Source organism: Streptomyces sp. NPDC031225, assembly GCF_055570355.1.
Window position 1 is genome coordinate 1 of record NZ_JBVIHJ010000005.1, and the last position, 21,805, is coordinate 21,805.

Here is a 21,805-nt window from a genome sequence, read left to right on the forward strand (position 1 = left end):
GTCCCGCGAAGGAAACCCCCAACGCCAAAAATCCCAACAGTCCAATACCCCCCCCCCCCCCCCCCCCCCCCCCCCCCTCCCCCCACCCCCCTCCCACCCCCCCCCCCCCCCCCCCAGGTTCGCGATGTCGGAGAGCAGTGCCGTGCCGCGGGGCGAGTTGTCGTAGCCGGCGAGCGGGTAGCCGTTGCTCAGACAGGCGAAGGACAGGCCGGACTCCGGGTCCATGAAGCCCAGTTGGTAGGCCGCGCCCGCGCTGCCGAAGAGGGCCGGTGAGCCGGTCGACGGAAGGTTGCTCCCCGCGTCGGGTCCGGCCACCGTGACGAACAGGCCCATGCTGGTACGGCGACTGCCGCCGCCCCCGTAGATCTGCTCCCCGTACGGGTGATCGGTCAGCCTGATCCGGGTGCCGTCGGCCACCGCCTCCGGCTTCCACAGACCGGAGTGGACGAGGGCCTGGAAGTAGAGGGCGACGTCGGCGGCGGTGGCGACCAGGGCGTGGCTGGGTTCTCCGGCCGCCAGGACCTTCGGGTCGGACAGGTACCAGGGCCCCCAGGGGTCGGGTTCCTGGTCGTCTCCGGTGCGGTCGGTGGCGAGCATCGGGGCGACACTGCCCGGCTGCCGGTCCACCGGGACCCCCAGCTCGATCGACGACAGACCCAGTGGCTCCACGATGTGCTCACGCAGGTGGTCGGCGAAGGCGAGGCCCGTGCGCCGCTCGACGATCTCGGCGATCAGCCAGGCCGCCGAGGTGAGGTGGAACTGGAAGCGGCTGCCCGGCGGGTGGTCGAGACGCCAGCGCCCGAAGGCGGCGAGCCGCTGCTCGCGGTCGAGCATCTTCGGGTACCCGAGAGGTGCGAAGGGGAAGCCCGCGGTGTGTGTGAGCACCTGCTCGACCGTCACCGTCTCCTTCCCGTTCGGGGCGAACTCCGGGATGATCGCGGCGACTTGCTCGCCCACGTCCAGGAGTCCGTCGCCGATCAGCTTCCACACCACGCCCGCGACGATCGACCGCCCGACGGACTGCAGGACGTACCGGGTGTCGGGGCGGGCGTCGCCGTAGGTCTCGAAGGCCACCAGCCGCCCCTCGTGGGCGACGGCGACCTGCGCGGACGGCAGGGGGCCGTGGTCGACCTCCCGACGGATCCGGCTCAGGAGGGTGTCGAGGCGGAGCGGGTCGACGTGGTCAGGCACTGGTTCCTCCTTCGTGCGGCTCCCGCAGCAGGCGCCGGACGACCTTGCCGTTGGCGTTGCGCGGCAGGTCGTCCACGAACCACCAGCGGACGGGGACCTTGAACCCGGACAGCCGGGCGCGGGTATGGCTGCTGAGCGCCGCCGGGTCCGGCGGGGTGCCGGGATCGGCCGGGACGACGAAGGCGACGACGGTCTGCCCGAGCCGTTCGTCGGGCACGCCCGTCACCCCGGCGTCGGCCACGCCGGGATGCGCGGTCAGGACGGTCTCGACCTCCAGCGGATGGACGTTCTCGCCGCCGCGGATGATCATGTCGGTGCGCCGGCCGAGGAGGTAGAGGTAGCCGTCCTGAGCGATCCGGCCGAGGTCGCCGCTGTGCAGCCAGCCCTCGGCGTCGATCCGGAAGAAATGGTCGCCGCGGGCGTGGATCTCACCGACGCCGTCCGGCCCGGCACCGGCCACCCTGACCTCGACACCGGGGGCGGGGCGCCCCACCGAGCGCAGCAGTTCGGTGCGTCCCGCGACTGCTTCCCGGTGGTCCTCGGGGGTGAGCACGCTGATCGGCGAGCCCTCGGTCTGCCCGAACATGTTGAGCATGCGGACGCCGGGCATCGCCTCGTACGTCCGCCGCAGCGTGCCGGGTCGGACGGGCGCTCCCCCGTACTGGAGGGTCCGCAGGGTCTCGTGGCGGGCCTCGCCCGCGGCCAGCAGGGTCTCCAGCATCGCCGGGACCATGCTGGTGTGGGTGGTACCGAGCTCGCGCAGCAGGGTCCAGCCCTCGACGGTGAAGCGGGGCAGCCCGGTGACCAGGGCGCCCGCGGCGAGGGCGACGGCGATGTTGCCGAGGCCCGCGATGTGGTGGAAGGGCGCGCTGCCGCCGTAGAAACTGTCGGGGTCGAGCGCGCACAGACTTCCGTTGACCCGGGCGCGGGCGGCCAGACGCCGCTGGGTCATGGGGACGGGCTTGGGCAGTCCGGTCGTCCCGGAGGTGTGCAGGACGGCGGCGAGGTCGTCCGGTGCGGCCGTCAACTCCCGTGGAATCGGGCGCAGTTCCGGCACGACGCACAGTCGCCGGCCCGTGAGGGCGGCGACCTGCCTGCCGAGTTCGGCGAACTCGCTCTGCGCCAGCAGAATCTGACTGTCCGTCGCCTTCACCACGGTCGCGATCTCGTGCGCGGTCATCCGGACACCGAGCGGCGCGAGCGGATGGCCCGACCCCGCGCCGCCGATCACCAGCGCGAGGGCGTCGGCGGAGGTGGCGACCAACGCCGGGACCGGCGCGCCGGGTTCGAGACCGAGCGAGTCCAGCCAGTGGGCGGCACCGCCGGCCCGGTCGAGCAGTTCACGGCCGGTCCAGGTCAGGTCGCCGAACCGGGCGGCGGGCCGGGCATGGTCGTGGGCGCGGCTCACCATGGCGGTCCAGGTGACCGGCTCTCCGGACTCCGGTACGCCGCCCACCGGCTTCACTGCTCCAGGCGGGCCGCCGCGGTACCGGTGACCACCTCGACGCCGTCCTGGTTGACCGTGCGCACGGAGAAGTGGGCGACCGGGCCGCCCGGCGTGTCCTCGACCGAGTCGACGGTGGCCGTCGCGGTGAGCGTGTCGCCGGGCCACACCTGCGCCTTGAAGCGCACGCCGTAACGCAGCAGCGACTCGGTGCCGACCCAGTCCGTCAGGACCCGTCCCGTCATGCCCATCGTGAGCATCCCGTGGGCGAACACTCCGGGGTATCCCGCGGCCTCGACGGCGAACCTCTCGTCCGTGTGCAGCGGGTTGAAGTCTCCGGAGGCACCGGCGTACTGCACGATCCGGGTCCGCTTCAGGTCGTCGACCAGGACGCTCTCCCGGGTCTCGCCGACCTTGATGTCGTCCGCGCTCAGGCTCATCGGGCGTCCTTCGGGGTTGCGGGGCCCTCGGGCACGACGGCCACGGTGACGGCACTGACGACCGGGCTGCCGTCGGCGTCCCGGTACTCGGTGATGCGCTCGCTGAACAGGAGGCGGCCGGTGCGGCCCTGCTTCTCCCAGCTGCGGCCGGGGACGGTGTGCGCGTGGAGCGTCTCGCCCGCACGTACCGGGCGGTGGTACTCGAAGTGCTGCTCGGCGTGCAGTCCGCCGCCGCCCTCGCCCATCACCCCGGGGCCGCGGCCGGACCCGAACCACTCCTCGTCCGGCCCCGGCCGCAGGTGGTAGTCGGGGTCGTAGTGGGCGCTCGCCATGGTGAAGGTGGGCGGGGCGAGCGCGCTCTCGCCCCGGTGGTCCGGGTTCTCGTCGCCGATGGCGCGGGCGAACATCATGATGTGCCCGGCCTCGACGGGGAACGGTTGCGCTGTCATCGTCGTGAGCTCCTCGGTCGGTGCGCGGTCAGTACGGCAGGAACGCGTCGCGGGTGGCCTCGTCCGGGTCGAAGTCCGGCGGCAGTCCCTCGAACTTCGGCTCCCGCTTCTCGGTGAAGCTCGTCACGCCCTCCCGGAAGTCGGGCGAGCCCGCGAAGAACTCCATGGCCGAGTAGGAGCGGGCGAGGGCGTCGGTGAAGGTGCGGTCGAGGTCGCCGTAGACCTGGTGGCGTACGACGGCCATGGCGCGCGGGGAGCAGTTGCGGGCGATGTCCCGGGCGTAGGCACGGGCGGCGTCGAGCAGGCCCTCCGGTTCGACGACGCGGCTGACGACGCCGAGGTCCTTGGCCTCGTCGGCGTCGAAGACCCGCCCGGACAGCAGCAGGTCCAGGGCGTTCTCCAGGCCGATGACACGTGGCAGCACGTACGGCAGGTTGTACTCGCCGGCCAGGCCGCGCCGGGTGAAGGCGGTGGTGAAGCGGGCGCCGCGGGCGGCGAAGCGGACGTCGCAGATGAGCGCCTGGATCAGGCCGATGCCCGCGCAGGCGCCGTTGACCGCGGCGATCATCGGCTTCGGCAGCAGGCGCCTGCTGTACATGGGGACACGGGCCTGGAGGTTGAGGGACTGGCCCGGCTGGGAGTTCTGTTCCAGGCGCTGGACGTCCATGCCGGGGCAGAAGGCCCGGCCCGCACCCGTGATGATCACGACGCGGACGGCGGGGTCGTTCGCGGCCTCGTCCAGGAGCGCGAAGAAGCGGCCCTCCATGGGAAGGCTCCAGGCGTTCTTGCGTTCGGGGCGGTTGAGGGTGACGGTGGCGACGCCGTCCTCGTCGACCTCGTACAGCACCAGGTCGTCGTCCTGGGCGGGCTCGTCAGTCATCGTGGTCGTCCTCCGTCAGCGATTCGATGGGGTCGGCGGGGGCTATCGGATCGCCGACGCCCTGCCGCTCCCCGGAGATGGTCACCACCACCTGCCCGCGTGCGCAGATGCGCCCGTCCGCCATCACGTCGACGTCGGCGAAGTGCACTCTGCGGCCGCGCCGGACGCAGCGCGCGTAGGCGACGGCCTCCCGGCCCCGGGCGGGGGCGAGGTACTGCACCGACATCGACACGGTGCTGAGCCGGCTGCCCTTGGCGAAGTCGTGTCCGGCGATCACGGCACCGGCGCCCGCGGTGTCGATGAGTGCCGAGACGACTCCGCCGTGGAAGAGCCCTTCGTGCGCGGAGAGCGTCTCGGTATAGGGGAGCACGATCTCGACGCCGTCCGGGTCCCAGCGCGTCACGCGGAGGCGGCAGTAACGGTTGAAGGCGACCCCGCGCTCCCAGCGGGCCCGGAACCATTCGCGGCGTTCGCGCTGTTCCTGGTCGGTGAGGGTCCTCGCCGCGACGGTCATCAGCACGGCCTCCGGTCTCGGCCTGTCGGCCGATCCATATAGTTACATGAATATGATAGTTGAGCAATCAGGCGAGGCATGATCCTGGCGCCAGATGTATTATTTATATAACTCATTCGCCGTCCGTGAACAGAGGGAGACCTGATGCCGTCGACCGCCCTGGCCGGGATCCGCGTCCTCGACCTGTCCCGCATCCTCGCGGCGCCGCTCGCCACCCAGATGCTGGCCGATCTGGGGGCCGAGGTGATCAAGGTCGAACGGCCCGGCACGGGTGACGACTCACGGTCCTACGGCCCGCCGTTCGCCTCCGGCACGGACACCGCCGCCTTCTACCTCTCCTGCAACCGCAACAAGCGGTCGGTCACGGTGAACCACGCCACCGCCGAGGGACAGGAGTTGATCCGCGCCCTCGCCGCCCGCTCGGACGTGCTGGTCGAGAACTTCCGCACGGGAACGCTGGCGAAGTACGGCCTCGACCACGAGAGCCTGCGCGAGCTCAACCCACGGCTGGTCTACCTCTCGGTGACGGGCTTCGGACAGACCGGGCCCTACGCCGAACGTCCCGGCTACGACGGCATCTTCCAGGCCATGTCCGGGATGATGAGCGTCTCCGGGCACCCCGAGGAGCCGATGAAGGTCGGCATCAGCATGGTCGACATCCTCACCGGCCTGTACGCCTCGACAGCCGTGCTGGCGGCGCTGCGGCACCGTGACCTCACCGGCGAGGGCCAGTTCATCGACCTGTCGCTGCTGGACTGCGGACTGGCCTCGCTGTCGCACTTCGCGATGAACTACCTGGTCTCCGGGGAGGTTCCGCGGCGGCGCGGCAACGGAGGCTACGGCGGGATCCCCTCCCAGGCGTTCCAGTGCGCGGACAAGCCACTGTTCCTCGTGGCGGGCAACGACAAGCAGTTCGCGGCGTTCTGCGCTGCGGCCGACCGCACCGACCTGCTCCAGGACCCGCGGTTCGCCACGACCTCCGCCCGGATCAGTCACCGTGAGGAGATCCTGCCGGTGCTGGCGGCGATCATGAGGACCCGTCCCCGGGACGCGTGGCTGGCCGTGCTCGACGAACACGACGTCCCTGCGGGGCCGTTCAACGAGCTGCCGGAGGTCTTCGCCGATCCGCAGATCCGGCACCGGGAGATGCTGGTCGAGGTCGAGGACCCGGTGTCGGGACGGCTGCCGCTGCTCGCCAATCCGATCCGGTTCTCGGCGACGCCGGTCGAGGGGTATGTGCCGCCGCCGCGACTGGGTCAGCACACGGCCGACGTCCTGGGCGGGGTGGTGGGGGTGACGGAGGAACGGCTGGCGGAGCTGCGGGGGCGGGGGGTGGTGTGAGGGGTTCCCACCGCCCCTTCCCGTCCCTGGGGGCTCTGCCCCCAGACCCCCGTCGGCCCTGAAGGGGCCTCGTCCTCAAACGCCGGACGGGCTGAAAATAGCCCCTCCGGCGTTTGAGGAGCGGGGGCGCGGGGGCGGAGCCCCCGAAGGACGGGACGGGTAGGGGCGGCGGGGGCGAGAAGAACTCCTGTTTCAGCCGAGCAGTGTTCGGCCGCCCTCCAGCATCAGCGTCGCCCCCGTCAGATACGCCATGTCGTCGCTGACCAGCGCGGCCACCGCCCGGCCGATGTCCGTCTCCGGGTCGCCCATCCGTCCGAGCGGGATGCCGGCCAGCACCTGCTCGGCCTTCTCCGGATGGCCGGTGAAGTACGCCTGCGCCGCCGGGCTCAGCGCGGCCGGGCAGACGACGTTCACGCGGATCCCGTACCCGCCCCACTCCCGTGCGGCGACCCGGGTCAGTCCCCGTATCGCCTCCTTGGCCATCGCGTACGCGGCGAAGCCCACCTCGCCCTGCACCGCGGCCGACGACCCGAGGTTGACGACGCTGCCGCGACTGGCCCGCAGATGGGGAAGGGCCGACTGCATGGCGTGGAAGGTCGCCAACGGGCCGCTGCGGTAGGCGAGTTCGACATCGTCGTAGGACGTCTGCTCCAGCCTGCGCTGGACGGAGGTCTGCGCGTTGTTGACGAGCACGTCGAGACCGCCGAACTCGCGTACCGTCTCGGCCACCATGCGGTCGACGTCGGCCCGCTCGCCGACGTCCCCGACCACGGCACAGGCCCGGCCGCCGCGCCCGGTGATCTCCTCGGCGGTGTCCTTGAGCGTGCCTTCCGTGCGGCCCGTGATCACCACCGCCGCCCCCTCGGCCGCCAACGCGAGGGCGATCCCGCGGCCCACGCCCTGGCCGCCGCCGGTGACCAGGGCTGTTTTCCCCGACAAGCGCAGCATCACGTCTCCTTCCAGAAGGCGCCCCAGGAGGGGAAGGCGGCGGGCAGTGCCGGTGGTCCGGCGCCCTCCCAGCCCTCGAATCCCATCTGTTGGGGGCGCTCGGTCACGTCCGCCGCGTACCAGTGCTGCTCGCGGCGCCGGGTGAAGTACCACTCGCCGTCCACGCGCGCGTAGTCGTCGAGGTAGCGGATCGCCATCACGATCCACCGCTCCCCCACCTCGTGTTCGGCACGGCAGTAGACGGAACCGGTGGCGGTGTCACGGCCGGTGAACTCGATGCGGTGGCCGCAGATCTGGTGGACCGAGCGGTGGAAGCCCCGGACGAGCGGCTCGATGTACGCCCGAAGCGCGTCCCGGCCGCGGCCGTGGCGCCCCATGTCCACGTCGGGCGGGAAGCAGTGCACCCAGGCGTCGAGGTCACGGGCGTCCACGGCCAGCGCGTAGCGGACGGGCAGCTGCTGGACGGCGAGGTGCGACTCGATGCGGTCGACGCGCTCCTCGATCGACGTCACGGCCTGGGCTCCTTCGGCAGTCCGAGCACCTGCTCGCCGATGATGTTGCGCTGGATCTCGCTCGATCCGCCGTAGATCGTCTCCGCGAGGGAGAGCAGGAAGGAGCGCTGCCGGGTGTCGAGCTCGTAGTCCTCGCCGACGATCTGCCCGGCGGGACCGGCCAACTCCTGGGCGAGATGGCCGAGTCGCTGGTGCCGGGTCGAGGCGTAAAGCTTGGCCGTGGTGGCCTGGGCGCCCGGGGTGCGGCCTGCGGTGAGTTCGGCGATGGTGCGGAGGTTGGTGGTGCGCATGATGCGTACGGAGATCCAGGCGTCGATGATCTGACGGCGCAGCATCGGATCGTCGAGCGCGCCGCGTTCCCGGGCCCGGTCGATCAGGGCTTCCGCCTCCCGCTCGAAGGTGAGCTGCTGGGGCAGGAGGGTCGTGCCGCGTTCGATGCCGAGGGTGGCCATCGCGGTGCGCCAGCCCTGGCCGACCTCGCCGACGGCCATGTCCGCGCCGGTCCGGGCGTCGGAGAGGAACACCTCGGCGAACTCGTCCTGGCCGGCGAGGTTGCGGATGGGGCGGATCTCGACGCCGGGCTGGTCCGTGGGCAGGAGCAGCATGGTCAGGCCCTTGTGCCGGACGGAGTCCGGATCGGTGCGGGCGAGGACGTAGAGCCAGTCGGCGTGGATGCCGAAGGACGTCCACACCTTCTGTCCGCTCACCACCCAGCTGTCGCCGTCGCGCTCGGCCCGGGTGCGGACCGATGCCAGGTCGGAGCCCGCGCCGGGCTCGCTGAAGCCCTGGCCCCACAGTTCCCGGACGGCGAGGATGGGCGGCAGGAAGCGCTTCTTCTGTTCCTCGGCGCCCACCTTGAGGAGCATGGGGCCGAGCAGGTCGAGGGAGTTGCCGGTGGCCCGGTAGGGGGCGTTCACGCGGGCGTACTCGTACTCGAAGACGATCTCCTCCAGCAGACCGAGACCCCGTCCGCCGTACTCCCTCGGCCAGCCGACGCCCAGCCAGTTCCCCGCGGACAGCTCGCGGTCCCAGGCTAGGCGGACCTCCCAGGCGGCGCCGTCGGTGGGGCCGCCCACGCCCCGGTGTGCGGCGAACTCGCCCACGAGGTGGTCCGCGAGCCAGTCCCGCAGTTCGTCGCGGAAGTCGCGTACGGCGGGTCCGAAGTCCAGCTCCATGCCAACGTCCTCCTGTGGTTCAGATGCCGAGCCGGGCGGCCAGCAGTTCCCGGTGGTGCGACGGCGGGCCGAGCAGCGCCTCGGAGCTCTTGGCCCGCTTGAAGTACAGGTGCGCGGGGTGCTCCCAGGTGAAGCCGATGCCGCCGTGGACCTGGATGTTGTCGCCGGCGACCCTGGTGAACGCCTCCGAGCAGAAGACGTGCGCCAGTGCGGCCGCTACGGCGATCTCCGTCTCGTCCCCGGCGTCCAGCGCCCACAGTCCGCCGTACGCGGCCGAGCGGGCCGACTCGATGTCCGTGAGCATGTCGGCGCACTTGTGCTTGATCCCCTGGAAGGAGCCGATGGGCCGCCCGTACTGCACCCGGATCCGGGCGTAGTCCACGGCGGCGTCCAGGGCCGCGGCCGCTCCGCCGACCTGTTCGGCGGCGAGCAGGACGGAGGCGGTGGCGAGGGTCCGTCGCAGCGCGGGCCACGCCGTGCCCTCCGTGCCGAGCAGCCGGGCGGGGGTGTCCGCGAACTCGAGCCGGGCCTGTTTGCGGGTCTGGTCGAGGGTGGGGAGAGGGGTGCGGACGAGACCCGGTGCGTCGGCGGCGTCGACCGCGAAGAGGCTGACGCCGGAGGGGGTGCGGGCGGCGACGAGGAGCAGGTCGGCGAGGTGGCCGTCGGGGACGTAGGTCTTCGTGCCGGTCAGCTGCCAGCCGGACGCCGTGTCGTGTGCGGTGAGGCGGATGCCGGGTTCGTCCCAGCGGCCGCTGTCCTCGGTGAGCGCCAGCGTGGCGACCGTCTCGCCGGACGCGATGCCCGGCAGGAGGTCGCGCCGGGCCTGCTCGTCGTCGCAGCGCAGCAGGGCTTCGGCGGCCAGGGCCACGGTGGCGAAGTACGGCCCGCACAGCAGCGCGCGGCCGGCCTCCTCGAAGACGATGCCGAGGTCGGCGTAGCCGAAGCCGGAGCCGCCGTACTCCTCCGGTACGGCGAGGCCCTGGAGGCCCAGTTCGCCGGCCATCCGGCGCCAGACGAGGTCGTCGTGGCCCTCCGGATCGGCGGCGAGACGGCGTACGGCCGCCTCGTCGGAGTACTTGGCCAGGAACGACCGTACGACTTTGCGTAGTTCGTCCTGTTCCTGGGTGAAGGTGAGGTCCATGCCGACCTTCCCGTCCTCGGTGCGACGCGGCTGCCGACCGCTTGCCGCACTCCACTCGATACAGTTAGATAATTATAGTATCCGCACTGATTCCACCAGGAGCGCGACGTGACCGATATCTACGCCCCGTTCACGAGCCTGACCTTCGAGCGGCCCGCGCCCGGCGTGCTGCGCGTCGTGCTCGACGCCCCGCACCTCAACGCGGTCGATCCCCGGATGCACGGGGAGCTGGCCGACATCTGGCCGGTGATCGACCGGGACGAGCAGACCCGGGCCGTGCTGTTCCAGGGGGCGGGCCGGGCGTTCTCGGCGGGCGGCACCTTCGACTCCATCGATGCCATGACCGGGGACTACGCGGTCCGTACCCGGGTGATGCGCGAGGCACGGGACATGGTCTACGGGGTCATCAACTGCTCCAAGCCGGTCGTCTCGGCGATCCACGGTCCGGCGGTCGGCGCGGGACTGGTCATCGGGATGCTCGCGGACATCTCCGTCGCCGCCCGCACTGCGAAGATCGTCGACGGGCACACGCGTCTCGGGGTCGCGGCCGGTGACCACGCGGCCATCTGCTGGCCGCTGCTGTGCGGCATGGCGAAGGCCAAGTACTACCTGCTGACCTGCGAGGCGCTCACCGGTGAGGAGGCCGAGCGGATCGGCCTGGTGTCCAAGTGCGTGGACGACGCGGACGTGCACACCGAGGCACTGCGCGTGGCGACCGTCCTGGCCGACGGTCCCACCAGTGCGATCAGCTGGACCAAGCGGTCCCTCAACCACTGGTACCGCACCGCGCAGCCGATCTTCGAGGCCTCCCTCGGGCTGGAGTTCTTCGGGTTCGGCGGACACGAGGTCGTCGAGGGGCTGGCCGCCCACCGCGACAAGCGCACCCCGGACTTCGAGGGCGTGGGCAGCAAGCACCCGCTCGATCTCTGACCACCCACGAGAGGAACCGACCGATCATGACGCCGCACCGGACCACCACCGAAGTCCCGCCCCTGGTCAAGGGGTTGACGTACGAGGAGATGCCGGTCGGGCAGGTCTTCCGGACCGCCCGCCGGACCGTCACCGAGACCGACCTGGTCAACTTCGTCACCTGGGGCGGCTTCACCGAGCCCCTCTTCTGGGACGCCACGCACGCGGCGGAGGGCGGATACAGCGGCCGCCTGGTCCCGGGCGGCCTGACGTACTGCCTCGCCGAGGGGCTCGTCCTGCAGACGAACGTCCTGCACGGCACGGGGCTCGCGTTCCTGCACATGGAACTGACCGTGCGGGGGCCGGTGTACGTCGGGGACACGCTGCACGCGATCGTGGAGACGACGGGCTGCCGCCCCTCCAGCAAGCCCGGGCGGGGCGTGGTGACCAGCCGGATCACCGTACGCAACCAGCAGGACGAGGACGTCCTGGTCTACTGCCCGGTACGGCTGATCCGCGGCCGCGACTACGAGGCGCCGACGCCCTGACTCCCGGGTACGAGGCTCAGTCCGCACTTCGGACCGGTGCCGGGCTCTGCGGCGAACGCTCCCCCGTGCACCCAGTCCGACGGCATCGTGGGCCCGGGCGCGACCTCGTGGTCCGGGACCGCCATCGCGTACAGGCGGGTGTAGCGGAACTTCGCTTCCAGGTTGTCGAGGACCGACCAGTACTCGTAGCCGCACACCTCCACGCCTGCGGCGACGATGCCCGCGAGCCAGGACAGGCGGGCGCGGAGCAGGGCGCGGCGCCGGGTGTCGTCGCTGTGTCCGGTGTCGTCGACCAGGTCCAGGTCACCCATGCCGTTGTCGACGACGGACAGCGGGGGCAGGTCGTCGCCGTACAGCTCGTACAGGCCGGCGACGGCGTCGGCGAGGCCCTCGGGGATGATGGGCCAGCCGTAGGCGGTCGTCTCGACGTCGTCGAAGGGGACGATGGCGAAGCCGAGACTGACCAGCAGGCGGTTGACCTCGTTGAGGGCGCTGCGGCACTTCGTGGCGGGCAGCACGCGGGGCAGGTTCTCCGGCGCGGTGACCCGGAACGGGGTGTGCCAGGACAGGCCCAGCAGGTCCTGGGCGGTGGCGATGATCTCCAGGTCGCCGGGGCGGACGCAGCCGGTGGCCGGTACGGGCGCCACGTCGTCCTCCGTCACCATGTGCTCGCCGAGCAGCAGGGGGTCGAGGAACAGCCGGTTGGTCCAGCTCTCCAGGCGCTCCAGCGCGAGCCGGTCGTAGGGGTCGTCGGTGGCCGCATAGCCGCCGACGAGGGTGATCGTCGTACCGATCCGACCGCTGACGCCCGCCGATTTCAGGGCCCGGGTGGCGAGCCCGTTGGCGAGCAGGATGTGGTGGACGGCGGGCAGTCCCGCCCGGCCCGCACCCCGGCCCGGTGAGTACATTCCGGCCACGTGGTCGGCGAGGGTGGGGCCGGCCAGGTCGGTGGAGGTGATCCAGCGCTCCACCCGGTCGCCGAAGCGACGGCCCAGTTCGGCCGCGTACGCGGCGAAGTGCTCGGCGGTGTCGCGGGCGAGCCAGCCGCCGGCGGAGTCCAGCCAGGGCGGCAGCGTGCGGTCGAACAGGGTGAGCGCGGGCCGCGTCCCCTGCGCGAGCAGGGCGTCCAGTGCGCGGTCGCAGCGGTCCAGTGCCGCCCGGTCCCAGCTGCCGGGGCCGTCGGGCTGGAGCCGCGGCCATCCGGCGACCATGCGGTGGGTGTCCGCGGAGACGCCGAGCAGCTGCCGGATGTCGTCGGTCCACTGCCGGAAGTGTCCCCCGCGTTCGGGCGGGGGCGGCGGTGGGGCCGCGATGGTGTCCGCGGTGGCGACCCCCCAGTCGACACCGCGAAGGGATTCGTGCAGGAAACCATCGCTCATGGTTTACCGTCCAGGCGGTGAAATGGTTGAGCGCATTCAACTGAATGCCCGCCGTCGGGACGCTAACACTTCGAGCAAACTACGACAATGTTTCAGCCAGATCTCTTCGGTCCGCGGGGCCCGGCCTGCCGGATACCGGTCTGAGCCCCGGTGCGGACGGTCCGGCCGTCTACTCCCCCAGGGGACGGAAGTCCTCCTCCTGCCACCAGGGGTAGACGGCCGGCATGTCCTTGCTGACCAGGCCGGGAAACTCGGGTGGCCGTTTGGCGAGGAAGGACTCGACCCCCTCGACGGGGTCCGGGCCGCCGCCGATCTGGCTCATGATCCGTGAGTCGAGCCGGTGCGCCGCCATGGGGTGGGGCTCGCCGAGCATCCGCCACATCATCTGGCGGGCCAGGGCCACCGAGATCGCGGAGGTGTTCTCGGCGATCTCCCGGGCGAGTGCGTACGCCGCCGGCAGCAACTCCTCCGGGGCGTGGACGGAGCGGACCAGCCCGGCGGCCAGCGCCTCCTCGGGGCCGAAGACGCGGCCCGTCGCCACCCACTCCATGGCCCGCTGCATGCCGACCGCCCGTGGCAGGAACCAGCTCGCCGCCGACTCCGGCACGATGCCCCGGCGCGCGAAGACGAAGCCGAACTTCGCCGAGGTCGACGCGAGGCGGATGTCCATGGGCAGGGTCATGCTGGCGCCGACACCGGCCGCCGGGCCGTTGATCGCCGCGATGACCGGTTTGGTGCTGGAGAAGATCCGCAGCGCGACCCGGCCGCCGGTGTCCCGGTGCCAGGCGCCCGCCTTGCGGTGATCGAAGGAGGAGCCGCCCGAACTGACGTCGGCGCCCGCGCAGAAGCCGCGTCCGGCGCCGGTCACGACGGTCACCCGTACCCCGTCGTCCGCGTCGGCCGCGTCCAGGACGTCGAGCAGGTCCTGCATCATCTGCGGGTTGAAGGCGTTGAGCCGCTCGGGCCGGTTGAGGGTGACGGTGAGGATCCGGTCCGCCACCTCGACCCGCACGGTCTCGTACTCCTGCTCCGTCATGCGCGTCCTCCGTCACTCCGCGGGCCGGTTCCCAGAAAGCTTAATTAGTTATAGCATTCAACTCTCATAACTAATCCTGGACGAGGGCGGTGGAGATGACGGATCTGGTGGTGACGGCCGTCGGGCCGGTCCGGCTGGTCGAGTTGAACCGGCCGGAGCAGCTGAACGCGATGAGCGAGGAACTGCACACCGCACTCGCGTCGGTGTGGGAGGAGATCGCCGCCGACCCGGAGGCACGGGTGATCGTGCTCACCGGGCGCGGCCGGGCGTTCAGCGCCGGCGGCAACTTCGACATCATGACCCGGGTCCAGCGCGAGAGCGCCTTCCGGGAGCAGAACGTCGACGAGGCCCGGCGGATCGTCACCGGCCTGGTCCGCTGCCCCCTCCCCGTGATCGCGGCGGTCAACGGCCCGGCCGTCGGCCTCGGTTGCAGCCTGGCCCTGCTGAGCGACCTGGTACTGATCGCCGACGACACCTACGTCGCCGACCCGCACGTCCAGGTCGGACTGGTCGCCGGTGACGGCGGTGCGTACGTCCTGCCGCTCCTCGTCGGGCTGACCCGGGCGAAGGAACTGCTGTTCCTGGGCGACCGGGTGAGCGCCGAGGACGCGGTCCGGCTGGGCATCGCCAACCGGGCCGTGCCCGGGGACAAGCTCCTGGACGAGGCCATGGACCTGGCCGGACGCCTGGCCGCCCTGCCCGCGCAGGCCCTGCGCGAGACCAAGCGCGCGGTCAACCGGCACCTGGAGCAGGCCCTCGACACCGTGATGGAACCGGCCCTGCTCGCCGAGCGGGACACCATGCACGCACCGGACCACATCGCCGCGGTCGAGCGGATCATCGCGTCGCGCGGCCGACGCTGAACCCGAGCGCTGCGCCGCAGAGCTGAGCCTGAGAGGAGTACCCGGATGGACTTCGCGTTCAGCGAGGAGCAGGAGGAACTCGGGCGCACGGTACGGGCGTTCCTCGCGGACACCTCGCCCGAGACCGAGGTGCGGCGCCTGATGGAGACCCCGGAGGGCTTCGACCGGGCGCTGTGGCGCCGGATGGGTTCGGAGCTGGGACTCCAGGGGCTGGCCGTACCCGAGGAGTACGGCGGGGCCGGGTGCGGGCCGGTCGAAGTGGGCGTGGTCATGGAGGAGATGGGCCGTGCGCTGCTGTGTGCGCCCTTCCTGTCCTCGGCCGTGCTCGCGACGACCGCGCTGCTGCGGTGCGCCGACGAGGAGGCCCGCAAGCGTCTGCTGCCGGGGCTGGCCTCCGGCGAGCTCGTGGCGACGCTCGCCCTGACCGAGGACTCGGCCCGCTGGGACGAGACGGGAGTGCGGCTCACCGCCCGTGAATCCGCGGGGAGTTGGCTGCTCACCGGGCACAAGACGTTCGTCCTCGACGGCGCGGCCGCCGATGTCGTGCTCACCGTCGGCCGTACCGAGGACGGCATCGGCGTCTTCCTCGTGGACGGCGACGCGCCCGGTCTGACCCGCACTCCGCTGCCCACCATGGATCCGACACGTCGGCAGGCACACCTCGACTACGCGGGCGTACCGGCGACCCGGCTGCGGACCCACGGCGACGGCTGGGAGCTGGTCGCGGAGGTCCTGGACCGGGCCGCGGTGGCGCTGGCCGCCGAGCAGGTCGGCGTGGCCTCCCGCACGCTCGACACGGCGGTGGAGTACGCCAAGGTGCGGCACCAGTTCGGGCGGGCGATCGGCTCCTTCCAGGCCGTCAAGCACCTGCTGGCCGACGTGCTCCTGGAGGTGGAGTCGGCGCGTGCCGCCGCGCACTACGCGCTGCTCGCCGCCGAGAACGAGACCCCGGACCTGTCCGCCGTGGCGAGCCTGGCCAAGGCCTTCTGCTCCGACGCCTGTCTGCGGGCGACGACGGAGAACATCCAGGTCCACGGCGGTATCGGCTTCACCTGGGAGCACCCGGCCCATCTGTATCTCAAGCGGGCCAAGACCTCACAACTGCTGTTCGGCGACCCGGCGTACCACCGGGAACTGCTCGCACGGCGCATCGGACTGGACGCGGTCGAAGGAGCGGCATGAAGGTCGACGGCAAACTCAACGTGTGGAGCACCGGCGAGGTGGTCGAGGAGGCCCGGCACCACGAGAAGGCCGGCTACGACGGCCTGTGGGCGTCCGAGTCGAAGCACGACCCGTTCCTGCCGCTGCTGCTCGCGGCCGAACACACCGACCGCCTGGAGGTCGGTACCGCCATCGCGGTCGCCTTCGCCCGCTCCCCCATGCAACTCGCGTACACGGCGCATGACTTGCAGACCTACTCCGGTGGGCGTTTCTCCCTCGGTCTCGGCAGCCAGATCAAGCCGCACGTCGAGCGGCGGTTCTCGATGCCGTGGAGCCGGCCCGCGGCCCGGATGCGGGAGTACGTGAGCGCGCTGCACGCCATCTGGGCGGCCTGGAACGAGGGCGTGAAGCTCGACTTCCGCGGCGACTTCTACACGCACACCCTCATGGCCCCCTTCTTCTCCCCGCCGCCCGCGACCGGCGGCGCGCCCAAGGTCTTCGTGGCCGCCGTCGGGGAGGCGATGACCCGGGTGGCGGGCGAGGTCGCGGACGGGCTCCTCGCGCACGGGTTCACCACCGAGCGCTATCTGCGGGAGGTCACGCTGCCGACCGTGGAGGCCGGTCTCGCGGCCACCGGACGTACACGCGGCGACTTCTCGGTGTCCCATCTGCTGCTGACGGCGACCGGCCGCACCGAGGAGGAGATGGCCCGCGCGGTGGACGGCACCCGCCGGCAGATCGCCTTCTACGGCAGCACGCCCGCCTATCGCGGGGTCCTCGAACTGCACGGCTGGGGCGAACTAGGCGACGAGCTCAACGCGCTCTCGAAGTCGGCCCGCGAGGACAAGTGGGAGGCGATGGGCCGGCTCGTCGACGACGAGGTGCTGCACACCTTCGCGGTGGTGGCGGAACCGGACCGGGTGGCGGACGAGATCCGGCGCCGGTACGGGGCACTCGTCGACCGGGTGTCCTTCTACACCGCGTACGAGATCGACGCCGAGGTGTGGGAGCCGATCGTGCGGGACCTGCGCGAGAGCTGAACGGTCAGCCGAGCAGGTCCAGGACCGTCGTCATGGACCTGCTCTGCAGCAGGTAGTCCTCGGCCTCCTGCAGGTGGACCCGCCACAGTTCCTCGGCGTCCTCGGTCCGGCGCGCGGCGACCAGGTCCACGAGGGCGCCGTGGGCCCTGAAGCCCCGGCGGTTGGCCCGGATGTTCTCGGGGCTGCCGGCGTCGAGGTCGACGTGGGACCAGTTCGCCTGGTCGATGATGTGGCGGACCATGCCGTTGAGCACGGCGAGCGTCTCGTTGCCCGCCAACTCGACGACGAGGGCGTGGAACTCCATGTGGGCGCGGATGAACGCCGACGGGTCGTCCATGAGTTCCTCGGCCTCGGCGACGGCGGCCCGCAGCCGCTGAAGGTCCTCGTCCGTGCGCCGTTCGGCAAGCAGCCCGGCGCACGGCGCCTCGATGACCGTACGGGCGTCGTACACGTCCTTGAGGGTCGTCCCCCGGTACTCCAGCACCACGCCCGCGTAACGGGCGGCCACCGTGCCCTCCGGGACCTGGACCCGCGCGCCGCCGCGGGCGCCCCGGCGCACGTTGATCAGCGACTCCGACTCAAGGACCCGGAACGCCTCGCGCAGGGTGGGCCGGGAGACGGCGAACTCCTCCATGAGGGCCGTCTCGGACGGCAGCGCGTCCCCCTCGACGAGTTCGCCGCGCACGATCATCCGGCGCAGCCGTGCCGCCACCAGCTCGGCCATTTTAGGGACCCGCACCTGGCCGCCGTTGATCCCGCCTCCGACCCGTCTTCCGGTCTCACTCATCGCGGGACCACCTCCGTCCGACCGGCAGGCGCGCAGCGCGGCCCGAACCGGATGACCCACTGTACAACTAGATAACTATTTGAACTAGGTTATCGAGTTGGTTCGGATGAGGTGGTCGGCCAGGGACAGCAGCAGGTCGCGGCCGACCGACCGTTCGCGCATGTCACCCATCATCAGCGGGACGTCGGGGTCGAGATCGAGCGCCTCGCGCACCTCGCCCTCGTCCCGGTCCCGGCGCCCGTGGAAGCAGTTGACGCCCACCACGAAGGGAATGCGCCGGCTCTCGAAGAAGTCGATGGACGCGAAGCTGCTCTCCAGTCTGCGGGTGTCGGCGAGGACGACCGCGCCCAGGGCGCCGTGCACGAGGTCGTTCCACATGAACCAGAAGCGCTCCTGCCCGGGCGTGCCGAAGAGGTAGACCACAAGCCGGGGGCTGACCATGATGCGGCCGAAGTCCATGGCGACGGTGGTGGTGGACTTGCGCTCGACGCCCTCCACGTCGTCGACGCCGACACTGGCGACGGTGAGGTACTCCTCGGTGCGCAGGGGCGCCACCTCGCTCACCGCGCCGACGAGGGTCGTCTTGCCGACGCCGAAGCCGCCGGCCACGAGGATCTTGACGGCGGCGGGAGCCGCGCCGACGGTGCGTGGGGTGAGGTCAGAGTCTGCGGAGACCATCCCTCACCGCCCGAAGTAGGTTCATGTCCACGGTGCTTCCTGCCGCGACTGCGAGCGGCGGACGGGTGGTCGCCCTGCCCAGGGCTACCAGGTCGTCGATGAGTATCTTCGCCACCGAGATCGGCAGATCCAGTCCGGCGGCGATCTCGGCCACCGCCGCCGGCGTACGGCACTGCCGCAGGATGGCGCGGTGCTCGGGTTGCAGACCGCGCGAGGACCGGCCCGGAACCTCCGGCTCGACGGTCGTCACGAGGGTGATCAGGGTGAGGTCGTCACGGACCGGTGCGGTGCGGCCCTGGGTGATCGTGTAGGGCCGCACGGACTGCGCGTCCGCGTCGTCCGCATCCATGCCGTCCGTCCAGTGACTCACTCACGTACACCGCCCTCGACGGTGGGCATGACGACGCGTGCCTCCGCGCCGAGGCGCCTGCCGACCTGCTGCATGAGCGTGTGCATGGCCACGGCCATCAGTTCGGCGTCCACCTCCTGGGAGGCCACGACCGCCAGATGGGTGCCACGGCCGGCGGCCGAGATGAACAGCCACAGGTCGGCCAGCTCGACGATCACCTGGTGGACCGGCCCCCCGTCGAAGAGCGTCCCCACCCCGCGGGCCAGACTCTGCTGGCCGGTGGCCACGGCGGCGAGGCGCTCGGCGTCGCCCCGGGCGATGGTGCTGGACTGGCTCACCACCAGGCCGTCGTCGGACAGCACGATGGCGTGCCGGGTGCCGGGGACCTGTTCGACGAGGCCGTCCAGCAGCCAGTCGAGATCCTGATGAGTGGCGGTCGTTCGCAGCGTCATGGTCAGTCTTCCGTCGGGAAACTTCTGCGGTCCGGCAGGACGTCGGCGGGGCCGTGGTCTGCCGTGGTGGTCGTACGCCGGGCCATCCGGGACTGGCGTTGGAAGGCACCGACGGTGGCGCCGGAGCGGGCCGGTGTGGGCCGGGGGCGGGCCTCCCGCTCGTCCGGGGCGGGCCGTGCGGCCGCGTCGGGGTCGCGCAGTTCGTCGGCCAGGCTGGCCTGGCGCACGCGTTTGGGCAGCGGATGCACCACCTCCTGGGCGGCGGGCCGGGACGGTGCGCCGAGGGCGGCCGGTGCCGGGTGGACCGGTGGCGGGCCGAAGGGCTGGGACGGGAGAGACCGGCGCGGTGCGCGGACCGGGTCCTGTCCCGTGCCCGGCTGGTGCGGTACGGGACGGGGACGCTGCGGGCCGTTCTGCAGCCGCTCCCGCAAGGCGGCCGCGCCGGGCGGCGCACCACTGGTGGCCGGCTGCCGGATGCGCGGGTCCGGACCGTGAGCGGCGACCGGCGCCGCCTCGACGTCCGACGCCACCAGGTCGGGCGCGGGCGGCCAGGAAGTGACGATCTCCTCGACGGGCCCGGAGTCCTCGATGACGACGAGTTCGTCCGGGATGAGGACGACCACCCGTGTTCCGCCGAACGCCGAGGGCCGCAACTCCACCTGGATGCCGAGGCCCTGCGCGAGCCGGGCGACGACGTACAGTCCGAGCCTGACGTCGTCGGCCCGCGACATCACGTCCATGCGGGGCGGGTCGGCCATCAGATGGTTGACCGCCTCGTACTGACCGGCGTCCATGCCCACTCCGCGGTCCTCGATCTCCACGGCGAGACCGCGCCCGACCTGGGCGGCGTACACCTCCACGGGAGTCGGCGGCCGGGAGAAGCCCACCGCGTTCTCCATCAGCTCGGCCAGGACGTGGATGACGAGGCCGACGGCACGCTCGGAGAGCCAGACGCGGCCCTGCACCTCGATCTGGATCCGCCGGTAGTCCTGCACCTCGCTCTGTGCGGAGCGCAGCACGTCCAGCACCAACACCGGCTTGCGCCAACGCCGTTGGGGCTGACCGCCACCGAGGATGACCAGGTTCTCCTCGTAGCGGCGCAGCCTCGCGGTGAGGTGGTCGAGGTCGAAGAGGTCCTCCAGGATCTCGGGGTCCTCGTGCTTGCGCTCCAGTTCGCTGAGCTTCTTCATCTGCAGGCCGATGAGCAGCTGGGTGCGGCGGGCGATGCGCTGCAGGAGCTTCTCGAAGCCGTGGAGCTGGCCCACCTGGGCCACCGTGGTGTCCAGGGCGGTGTGACGGGCGAGGTTGAGGGCCCGGCCCAGCTGCCCGAGTTCGTCGCCGCCGTGCTGGATCGCCGGGAGTTCGGCGTCGGGGTCGACGACCTCGCCCCGGCGCAGACGGGCCACCACGTCCGGCAGCCGGGTCTGCAGGTCGGTCGCGGCGGTGCGCAGTGCGGAGATCCTGCGGCGCAGCATGCGGGTGAACAGGGCGGTGATGAGGGCGACCACGAGTACGGCGACGGCGTTGCCGGCGCTGGTGGCGATCAGCCGGGTCTCCATCGCCCGCAACTGCTTGTCGGTGGCGGCCGTCAGTGTCTTCGCGTAGGCGGCGTTGCGCACCTGGAGTTGCGCGGTGACCTGCTGGACGCTGTCGCGCCAGTCCCGCCCGAGCTTCTTGGAGAACCGGTCGGTGTCGCCGCCGGTGGCGGAGCCCGCCAGCACGGCCTGTTCGACGGCGGTCTTCTTCTTCCACGCGCTGTCCGCCATGAGCGTGCGGAAGTGCCGCGCCTCGTCGTCCGACAGCAGCGGCACGACCTTGTCGTCGTAGATGAACTGCTGGGCGCCGATCCAGGCGGCGAGCTGTGCCCGCTCGTCACCGGTGAGCTTGCCGCTCGCCGAGGCGCGGGTGAACAGCGCGTCCTCACGCGAGATCATCTCGGCGCCCCAGTTCTCGTCGATGACCGGGCGCACCAGGTGGTCGATGCCGGGCAGGCCGACGGTGCTGAGCGTGTTGAACACCTTCAGGTGCCGGGAGATCAGACCCGTGTAGTCGTCGAACGTCCGTTGTGGCGAGGCGGTCCGCCCGTCGACGCCCGCGCGGTAGTCCGGCAGGTTCCGCAGGGCCCTGCCCAGGTCGACGACGTCGCCGCGGATGTCGGCCGGCGCGTTCCACCCGCTGCCGGGCAGCGCCTCGACGGCCTTGACGGCCGCGTCGGTACGGGTCCGCTGGGCGGTCAGCTGCTTCTCGTACCCGGCGGGGTCGGCCAGGGCCGCCGCGCTGAGCCGGCGTTCCTCCTGCAGACTGAAGAAGGCGCCCAGTACCGGCCGGGCGGCCTGCGTGGAGACGTCGTTGCGGTCCTGCTGGCGCCACCAGTCGGAGTAGAGCTGTGCGGAGTCGACCGCCCACAGCGCCACCAGGGTCACGATGGGCACCAGGGCCAGGACGAGCAGGACCGTGCGCAGCGCGGGCTGCCGTCCGGCTCGGGGTTCCCGTCGGCCCTGTCTGTTCGACGCTCGCGCATGCACTGCCACTTCAGGACCTCAGCGATGCTCACAGAGGCGGGCCACC

General features: G+C 71.5%; 23 protein-coding genes. 6 read left to right on the top strand and 17 right to left on the bottom strand.

The features are described 5' to 3' along the window. From ACZ48Z_RS09565 to ACZ48Z_RS09590, 6 genes are all read right to left on the bottom strand, one after another. A partial coding sequence (locus tag ACZ48Z_RS09565) for a serine hydrolase domain-containing protein (RefSeq protein WP_468735247.1) occupies positions 1-1,191 on the bottom strand: 1,191 nt, incomplete at its 3' end. Then, the gene (locus ACZ48Z_RS09570; RefSeq protein ID WP_468735248.1) at positions 1,184-2,647 is read right to left on the bottom strand and encodes a class I adenylate-forming enzyme family protein; all 1,464 of its coding nucleotides are present in this window, start codon (positions 2,645-2,647) and stop codon (positions 1,184-1,186) included. The genes ACZ48Z_RS09570 and ACZ48Z_RS09565, both read right to left, overlap by 8 nt. 5 nt (positions 2,648-2,652) lie before the next feature. Continuing rightward, entirely contained in the window at positions 2,653-3,075 is a 423-nt protein-coding gene (locus tag ACZ48Z_RS09575) for a MaoC family dehydratase (RefSeq protein WP_468735249.1), read from the bottom strand. Beyond that, positions 3,072-3,524 (bottom strand): FAS1-like dehydratase domain-containing protein, encoded by a 453-nt coding sequence (locus tag ACZ48Z_RS09580; RefSeq protein WP_468735250.1) that lies wholly within the window; start codon positions 3,522-3,524, stop codon positions 3,072-3,074. The genes ACZ48Z_RS09575 and ACZ48Z_RS09580 overlap by 4 nt, the downstream gene beginning before the upstream one ends. 28 nt (positions 3,525-3,552) lie before the next feature. After that, positions 3,553-4,404: an enoyl-CoA hydratase-related protein gene (locus ACZ48Z_RS09585; protein WP_468735251.1), complete on the bottom strand. Its 852-nt coding sequence runs from the start codon at positions 4,402-4,404 to the stop codon at positions 3,553-3,555. After that, positions 4,397-4,918: a PaaI family thioesterase gene (locus ACZ48Z_RS09590; protein WP_468735252.1), complete on the bottom strand. Its 522-nt coding sequence runs from the start codon at positions 4,916-4,918 to the stop codon at positions 4,397-4,399. Before ACZ48Z_RS09590 ends, ACZ48Z_RS09585 begins: the two co-directional genes overlap by 8 nt. Positions 4,919-5,062: 144 nt before the next feature. On the opposite strand from ACZ48Z_RS09590, the gene ACZ48Z_RS09595 reads away from it, so the two are divergent. Beyond that, on the top strand, positions 5,063-6,259 hold the full coding sequence (locus ACZ48Z_RS09595) for a CaiB/BaiF CoA transferase family protein (RefSeq protein ID WP_468735253.1): 1,197 nt from the start codon (positions 5,063-5,065) through the stop codon (positions 6,257-6,259). Positions 6,260-6,451: 192 nt separating this feature from the next. On the opposite strand, the gene ACZ48Z_RS09600 is transcribed toward ACZ48Z_RS09595, so the two are convergent. The 4 genes from ACZ48Z_RS09600 to ACZ48Z_RS09615 are packed head-to-tail and all read right to left on the bottom strand — an operon-like array spanning position 6,452 to position 10,035. Further along, positions 6,452-7,207 (bottom strand): SDR family NAD(P)-dependent oxidoreductase, encoded by a 756-nt coding sequence (locus tag ACZ48Z_RS09600; RefSeq protein WP_468735254.1) that lies wholly within the window; start codon positions 7,205-7,207, stop codon positions 6,452-6,454. Next, complete coding sequence (locus ACZ48Z_RS09605; RefSeq protein ID WP_468735255.1) at positions 7,207-7,719, bottom strand: nuclear transport factor 2 family protein; 513 nt, start codon at positions 7,717-7,719, stop codon at positions 7,207-7,209. The genes ACZ48Z_RS09600 and ACZ48Z_RS09605 overlap by 1 nt, the downstream gene beginning before the upstream one ends. After that, a complete protein-coding gene (locus ACZ48Z_RS09610) occupies positions 7,716-8,894 on the bottom strand; it encodes an acyl-CoA dehydrogenase family protein (protein WP_468735256.1) in 1,179 nt (392 codons plus the stop codon). The genes ACZ48Z_RS09605 and ACZ48Z_RS09610 overlap by 4 nt, the downstream gene beginning before the upstream one ends. 19 nt (positions 8,895-8,913) lie before the next feature. Continuing rightward, entirely contained in the window at positions 8,914-10,035 is a 1,122-nt protein-coding gene (locus ACZ48Z_RS09615) for an acyl-CoA dehydrogenase family protein (protein WP_468735257.1), read from the bottom strand. A 108-nt stretch (positions 10,036-10,143) separates the two neighbouring features. On the opposite strand from ACZ48Z_RS09615, the gene ACZ48Z_RS09620 reads away from it, so the two are divergent. Both ACZ48Z_RS09620 and ACZ48Z_RS09625 read left to right on the top strand, forming a co-directional pair. Then, positions 10,144-10,965, top strand: coding sequence for an enoyl-CoA hydratase/isomerase family protein (locus ACZ48Z_RS09620; protein ID WP_468735258.1), 822 nt, complete (start codon positions 10,144-10,146; stop codon positions 10,963-10,965). A gap of 26 nt (positions 10,966-10,991) precedes the next feature. Continuing rightward, positions 10,992-11,492 carry a MaoC family dehydratase gene (locus ACZ48Z_RS09625; protein WP_468735259.1) on the top strand — a complete coding sequence of 167 codons (501 nt, stop codon included), beginning with the start codon at positions 10,992-10,994 and terminating at the stop codon, positions 11,490-11,492. On the opposite strand, the gene ACZ48Z_RS09630 is transcribed toward ACZ48Z_RS09625, so the two are convergent. Together ACZ48Z_RS09630 and ACZ48Z_RS09635 are read right to left on the bottom strand one after the other, a co-directional pair. Beyond that, a complete protein-coding gene (locus ACZ48Z_RS09630; protein WP_468735260.1) occupies positions 11,471-12,871 on the bottom strand; it encodes a family 1 glycosylhydrolase in 1,401 nt (466 codons plus the stop codon). The genes ACZ48Z_RS09625 and ACZ48Z_RS09630 overlap by 22 nt on opposite strands. A gap of 169 nt (positions 12,872-13,040) precedes the next feature. Next, entirely contained in the window at positions 13,041-13,907 is an 867-nt protein-coding gene (locus ACZ48Z_RS09635) for a crotonase/enoyl-CoA hydratase family protein (RefSeq protein ID WP_468735261.1), read from the bottom strand. Between the two features lie 95 nt (positions 13,908-14,002). Here ACZ48Z_RS09635 and ACZ48Z_RS09640 point away from each other — a divergent pair, with 95 nt between their 5' ends. The 3 genes from ACZ48Z_RS09640 to ACZ48Z_RS09650 are packed head-to-tail and all read left to right on the top strand — an operon-like array spanning position 14,003 to position 16,971. Beyond that, entirely contained in the window at positions 14,003-14,770 is a 768-nt protein-coding gene (locus ACZ48Z_RS09640) for an enoyl-CoA hydratase/isomerase family protein (RefSeq protein WP_468735262.1), read from the top strand. Between the two features lie 45 nt (positions 14,771-14,815). Then, positions 14,816-15,952 (top strand): acyl-CoA dehydrogenase family protein, encoded by a 1,137-nt coding sequence (locus ACZ48Z_RS09645; RefSeq protein ID WP_468735263.1) that lies wholly within the window; start codon positions 14,816-14,818, stop codon positions 15,950-15,952. Beyond that, a complete protein-coding gene (locus ACZ48Z_RS09650; RefSeq protein WP_468735264.1) occupies positions 15,949-16,971 on the top strand; it encodes an LLM class F420-dependent oxidoreductase in 1,023 nt (340 codons plus the stop codon). Before ACZ48Z_RS09645 ends, ACZ48Z_RS09650 begins: the two co-directional genes overlap by 4 nt. A gap of 4 nt (positions 16,972-16,975) precedes the next feature. Here ACZ48Z_RS09650 and ACZ48Z_RS09655 read toward each other — a convergent pair whose 3' ends face one another. From ACZ48Z_RS09655 to ACZ48Z_RS09675, 5 genes are all read right to left on the bottom strand, one after another. Further along, positions 16,976-17,758, bottom strand: coding sequence for a FadR/GntR family transcriptional regulator (locus tag ACZ48Z_RS09655; RefSeq protein ID WP_468735265.1), 783 nt, complete (start codon positions 17,756-17,758; stop codon positions 16,976-16,978). A gap of 84 nt (positions 17,759-17,842) precedes the next feature. Continuing rightward, positions 17,843-18,436: a GTP-binding protein gene (locus ACZ48Z_RS09660; RefSeq protein ID WP_468735266.1), complete on the bottom strand. Its 594-nt coding sequence runs from the start codon at positions 18,434-18,436 to the stop codon at positions 17,843-17,845. Further along, positions 18,417-18,785, bottom strand: a complete 369-nt coding sequence (locus ACZ48Z_RS09665; protein ID WP_468735634.1) for a DUF742 domain-containing protein — start codon at positions 18,783-18,785, stop codon at positions 18,417-18,419. The genes ACZ48Z_RS09660 and ACZ48Z_RS09665 overlap by 20 nt, the downstream gene beginning before the upstream one ends. A gap of 17 nt (positions 18,786-18,802) precedes the next feature. Continuing rightward, positions 18,803-19,237 (bottom strand): roadblock/LC7 domain-containing protein, encoded by a 435-nt coding sequence (locus tag ACZ48Z_RS09670; protein ID WP_468735267.1) that lies wholly within the window; start codon positions 19,235-19,237, stop codon positions 18,803-18,805. Between the two features lie 2 nt (positions 19,238-19,239). Next, complete coding sequence (locus ACZ48Z_RS09675) at positions 19,240-21,768, bottom strand: sensor histidine kinase (RefSeq protein ID WP_468735268.1); 2,529 nt, start codon at positions 21,766-21,768, stop codon at positions 19,240-19,242. Between the last annotated feature and the right edge of the window lie 37 nt (positions 21,769-21,805).

Excerpts from the sequence above, each read along its gene's own strand:
- ACZ48Z_RS09650 (WP_468735264.1), top strand. The coding sequence starts at position 15,949 with ATGAAGGTCGACGGCAAACTCAACGTGTGGAGCACCGGCGAGGTGGTC.
- ACZ48Z_RS09640 (WP_468735262.1), top strand. The coding sequence starts at position 14,003 with ATGACGGATCTGGTGGTGACGGCCGTCGGGCCGGTCCGGCTGGTCGAG.
- ACZ48Z_RS09630 (WP_468735260.1), bottom strand. The coding sequence starts at position 12,871 with ATGAGCGATGGTTTCCTGCACGAATCCCTTCGCGGTGTCGACTGGGGG.
- ACZ48Z_RS09655 (WP_468735265.1), bottom strand. The coding sequence starts at position 17,758 with ATGAGTGAGACCGGAAGACGGGTCGGAGGCGGGATCAACGGCGGCCAG.
- ACZ48Z_RS09645 (WP_468735263.1), top strand. The coding sequence starts at position 14,816 with ATGGACTTCGCGTTCAGCGAGGAGCAGGAGGAACTCGGGCGCACGGTA.
- ACZ48Z_RS09595 (WP_468735253.1), top strand. The coding sequence starts at position 5,063 with ATGCCGTCGACCGCCCTGGCCGGGATCCGCGTCCTCGACCTGTCCCGC.
- ACZ48Z_RS09625 (WP_468735259.1), top strand. The coding sequence starts at position 10,992 with ATGACGCCGCACCGGACCACCACCGAAGTCCCGCCCCTGGTCAAGGGG.
- ACZ48Z_RS09585 (WP_468735251.1), bottom strand. The coding sequence starts at position 4,404 with ATGACTGACGAGCCCGCCCAGGACGACGACCTGGTGCTGTACGAGGTC.
- ACZ48Z_RS09615 (WP_468735257.1), bottom strand. The coding sequence starts at position 10,035 with ATGGACCTCACCTTCACCCAGGAACAGGACGAACTACGCAAAGTCGTA.
- ACZ48Z_RS09610 (WP_468735256.1), bottom strand. The coding sequence starts at position 8,894 with ATGGAGCTGGACTTCGGACCCGCCGTACGCGACTTCCGCGACGAACTG.
- ACZ48Z_RS09575 (WP_468735249.1), bottom strand. The coding sequence starts at position 3,075 with ATGAGCCTGAGCGCGGACGACATCAAGGTCGGCGAGACCCGGGAGAGC.
- ACZ48Z_RS09600 (WP_468735254.1), bottom strand. The coding sequence starts at position 7,207 with ATGCTGCGCTTGTCGGGGAAAACAGCCCTGGTCACCGGCGGCGGCCAG.
- ACZ48Z_RS09665 (WP_468735634.1), bottom strand. The coding sequence starts at position 18,785 with ATGGATGCGGACGACGCGGACGCGCAGTCCGTGCGGCCCTACACGATC.
- ACZ48Z_RS09670 (WP_468735267.1), bottom strand. The coding sequence starts at position 19,237 with ATGACGCTGCGAACGACCGCCACTCATCAGGATCTCGACTGGCTGCTG.
- ACZ48Z_RS09635 (WP_468735261.1), bottom strand. The coding sequence starts at position 13,907 with ATGACGGAGCAGGAGTACGAGACCGTGCGGGTCGAGGTGGCGGACCGG.
- ACZ48Z_RS09590 (WP_468735252.1), bottom strand. The coding sequence starts at position 4,918 with ATGACCGTCGCGGCGAGGACCCTCACCGACCAGGAACAGCGCGAACGC.
- ACZ48Z_RS09660 (WP_468735266.1), bottom strand. The coding sequence starts at position 18,436 with ATGGTCTCCGCAGACTCTGACCTCACCCCACGCACCGTCGGCGCGGCT.
- ACZ48Z_RS09580 (WP_468735250.1), bottom strand. The coding sequence starts at position 3,524 with ATGACAGCGCAACCGTTCCCCGTCGAGGCCGGGCACATCATGATGTTC.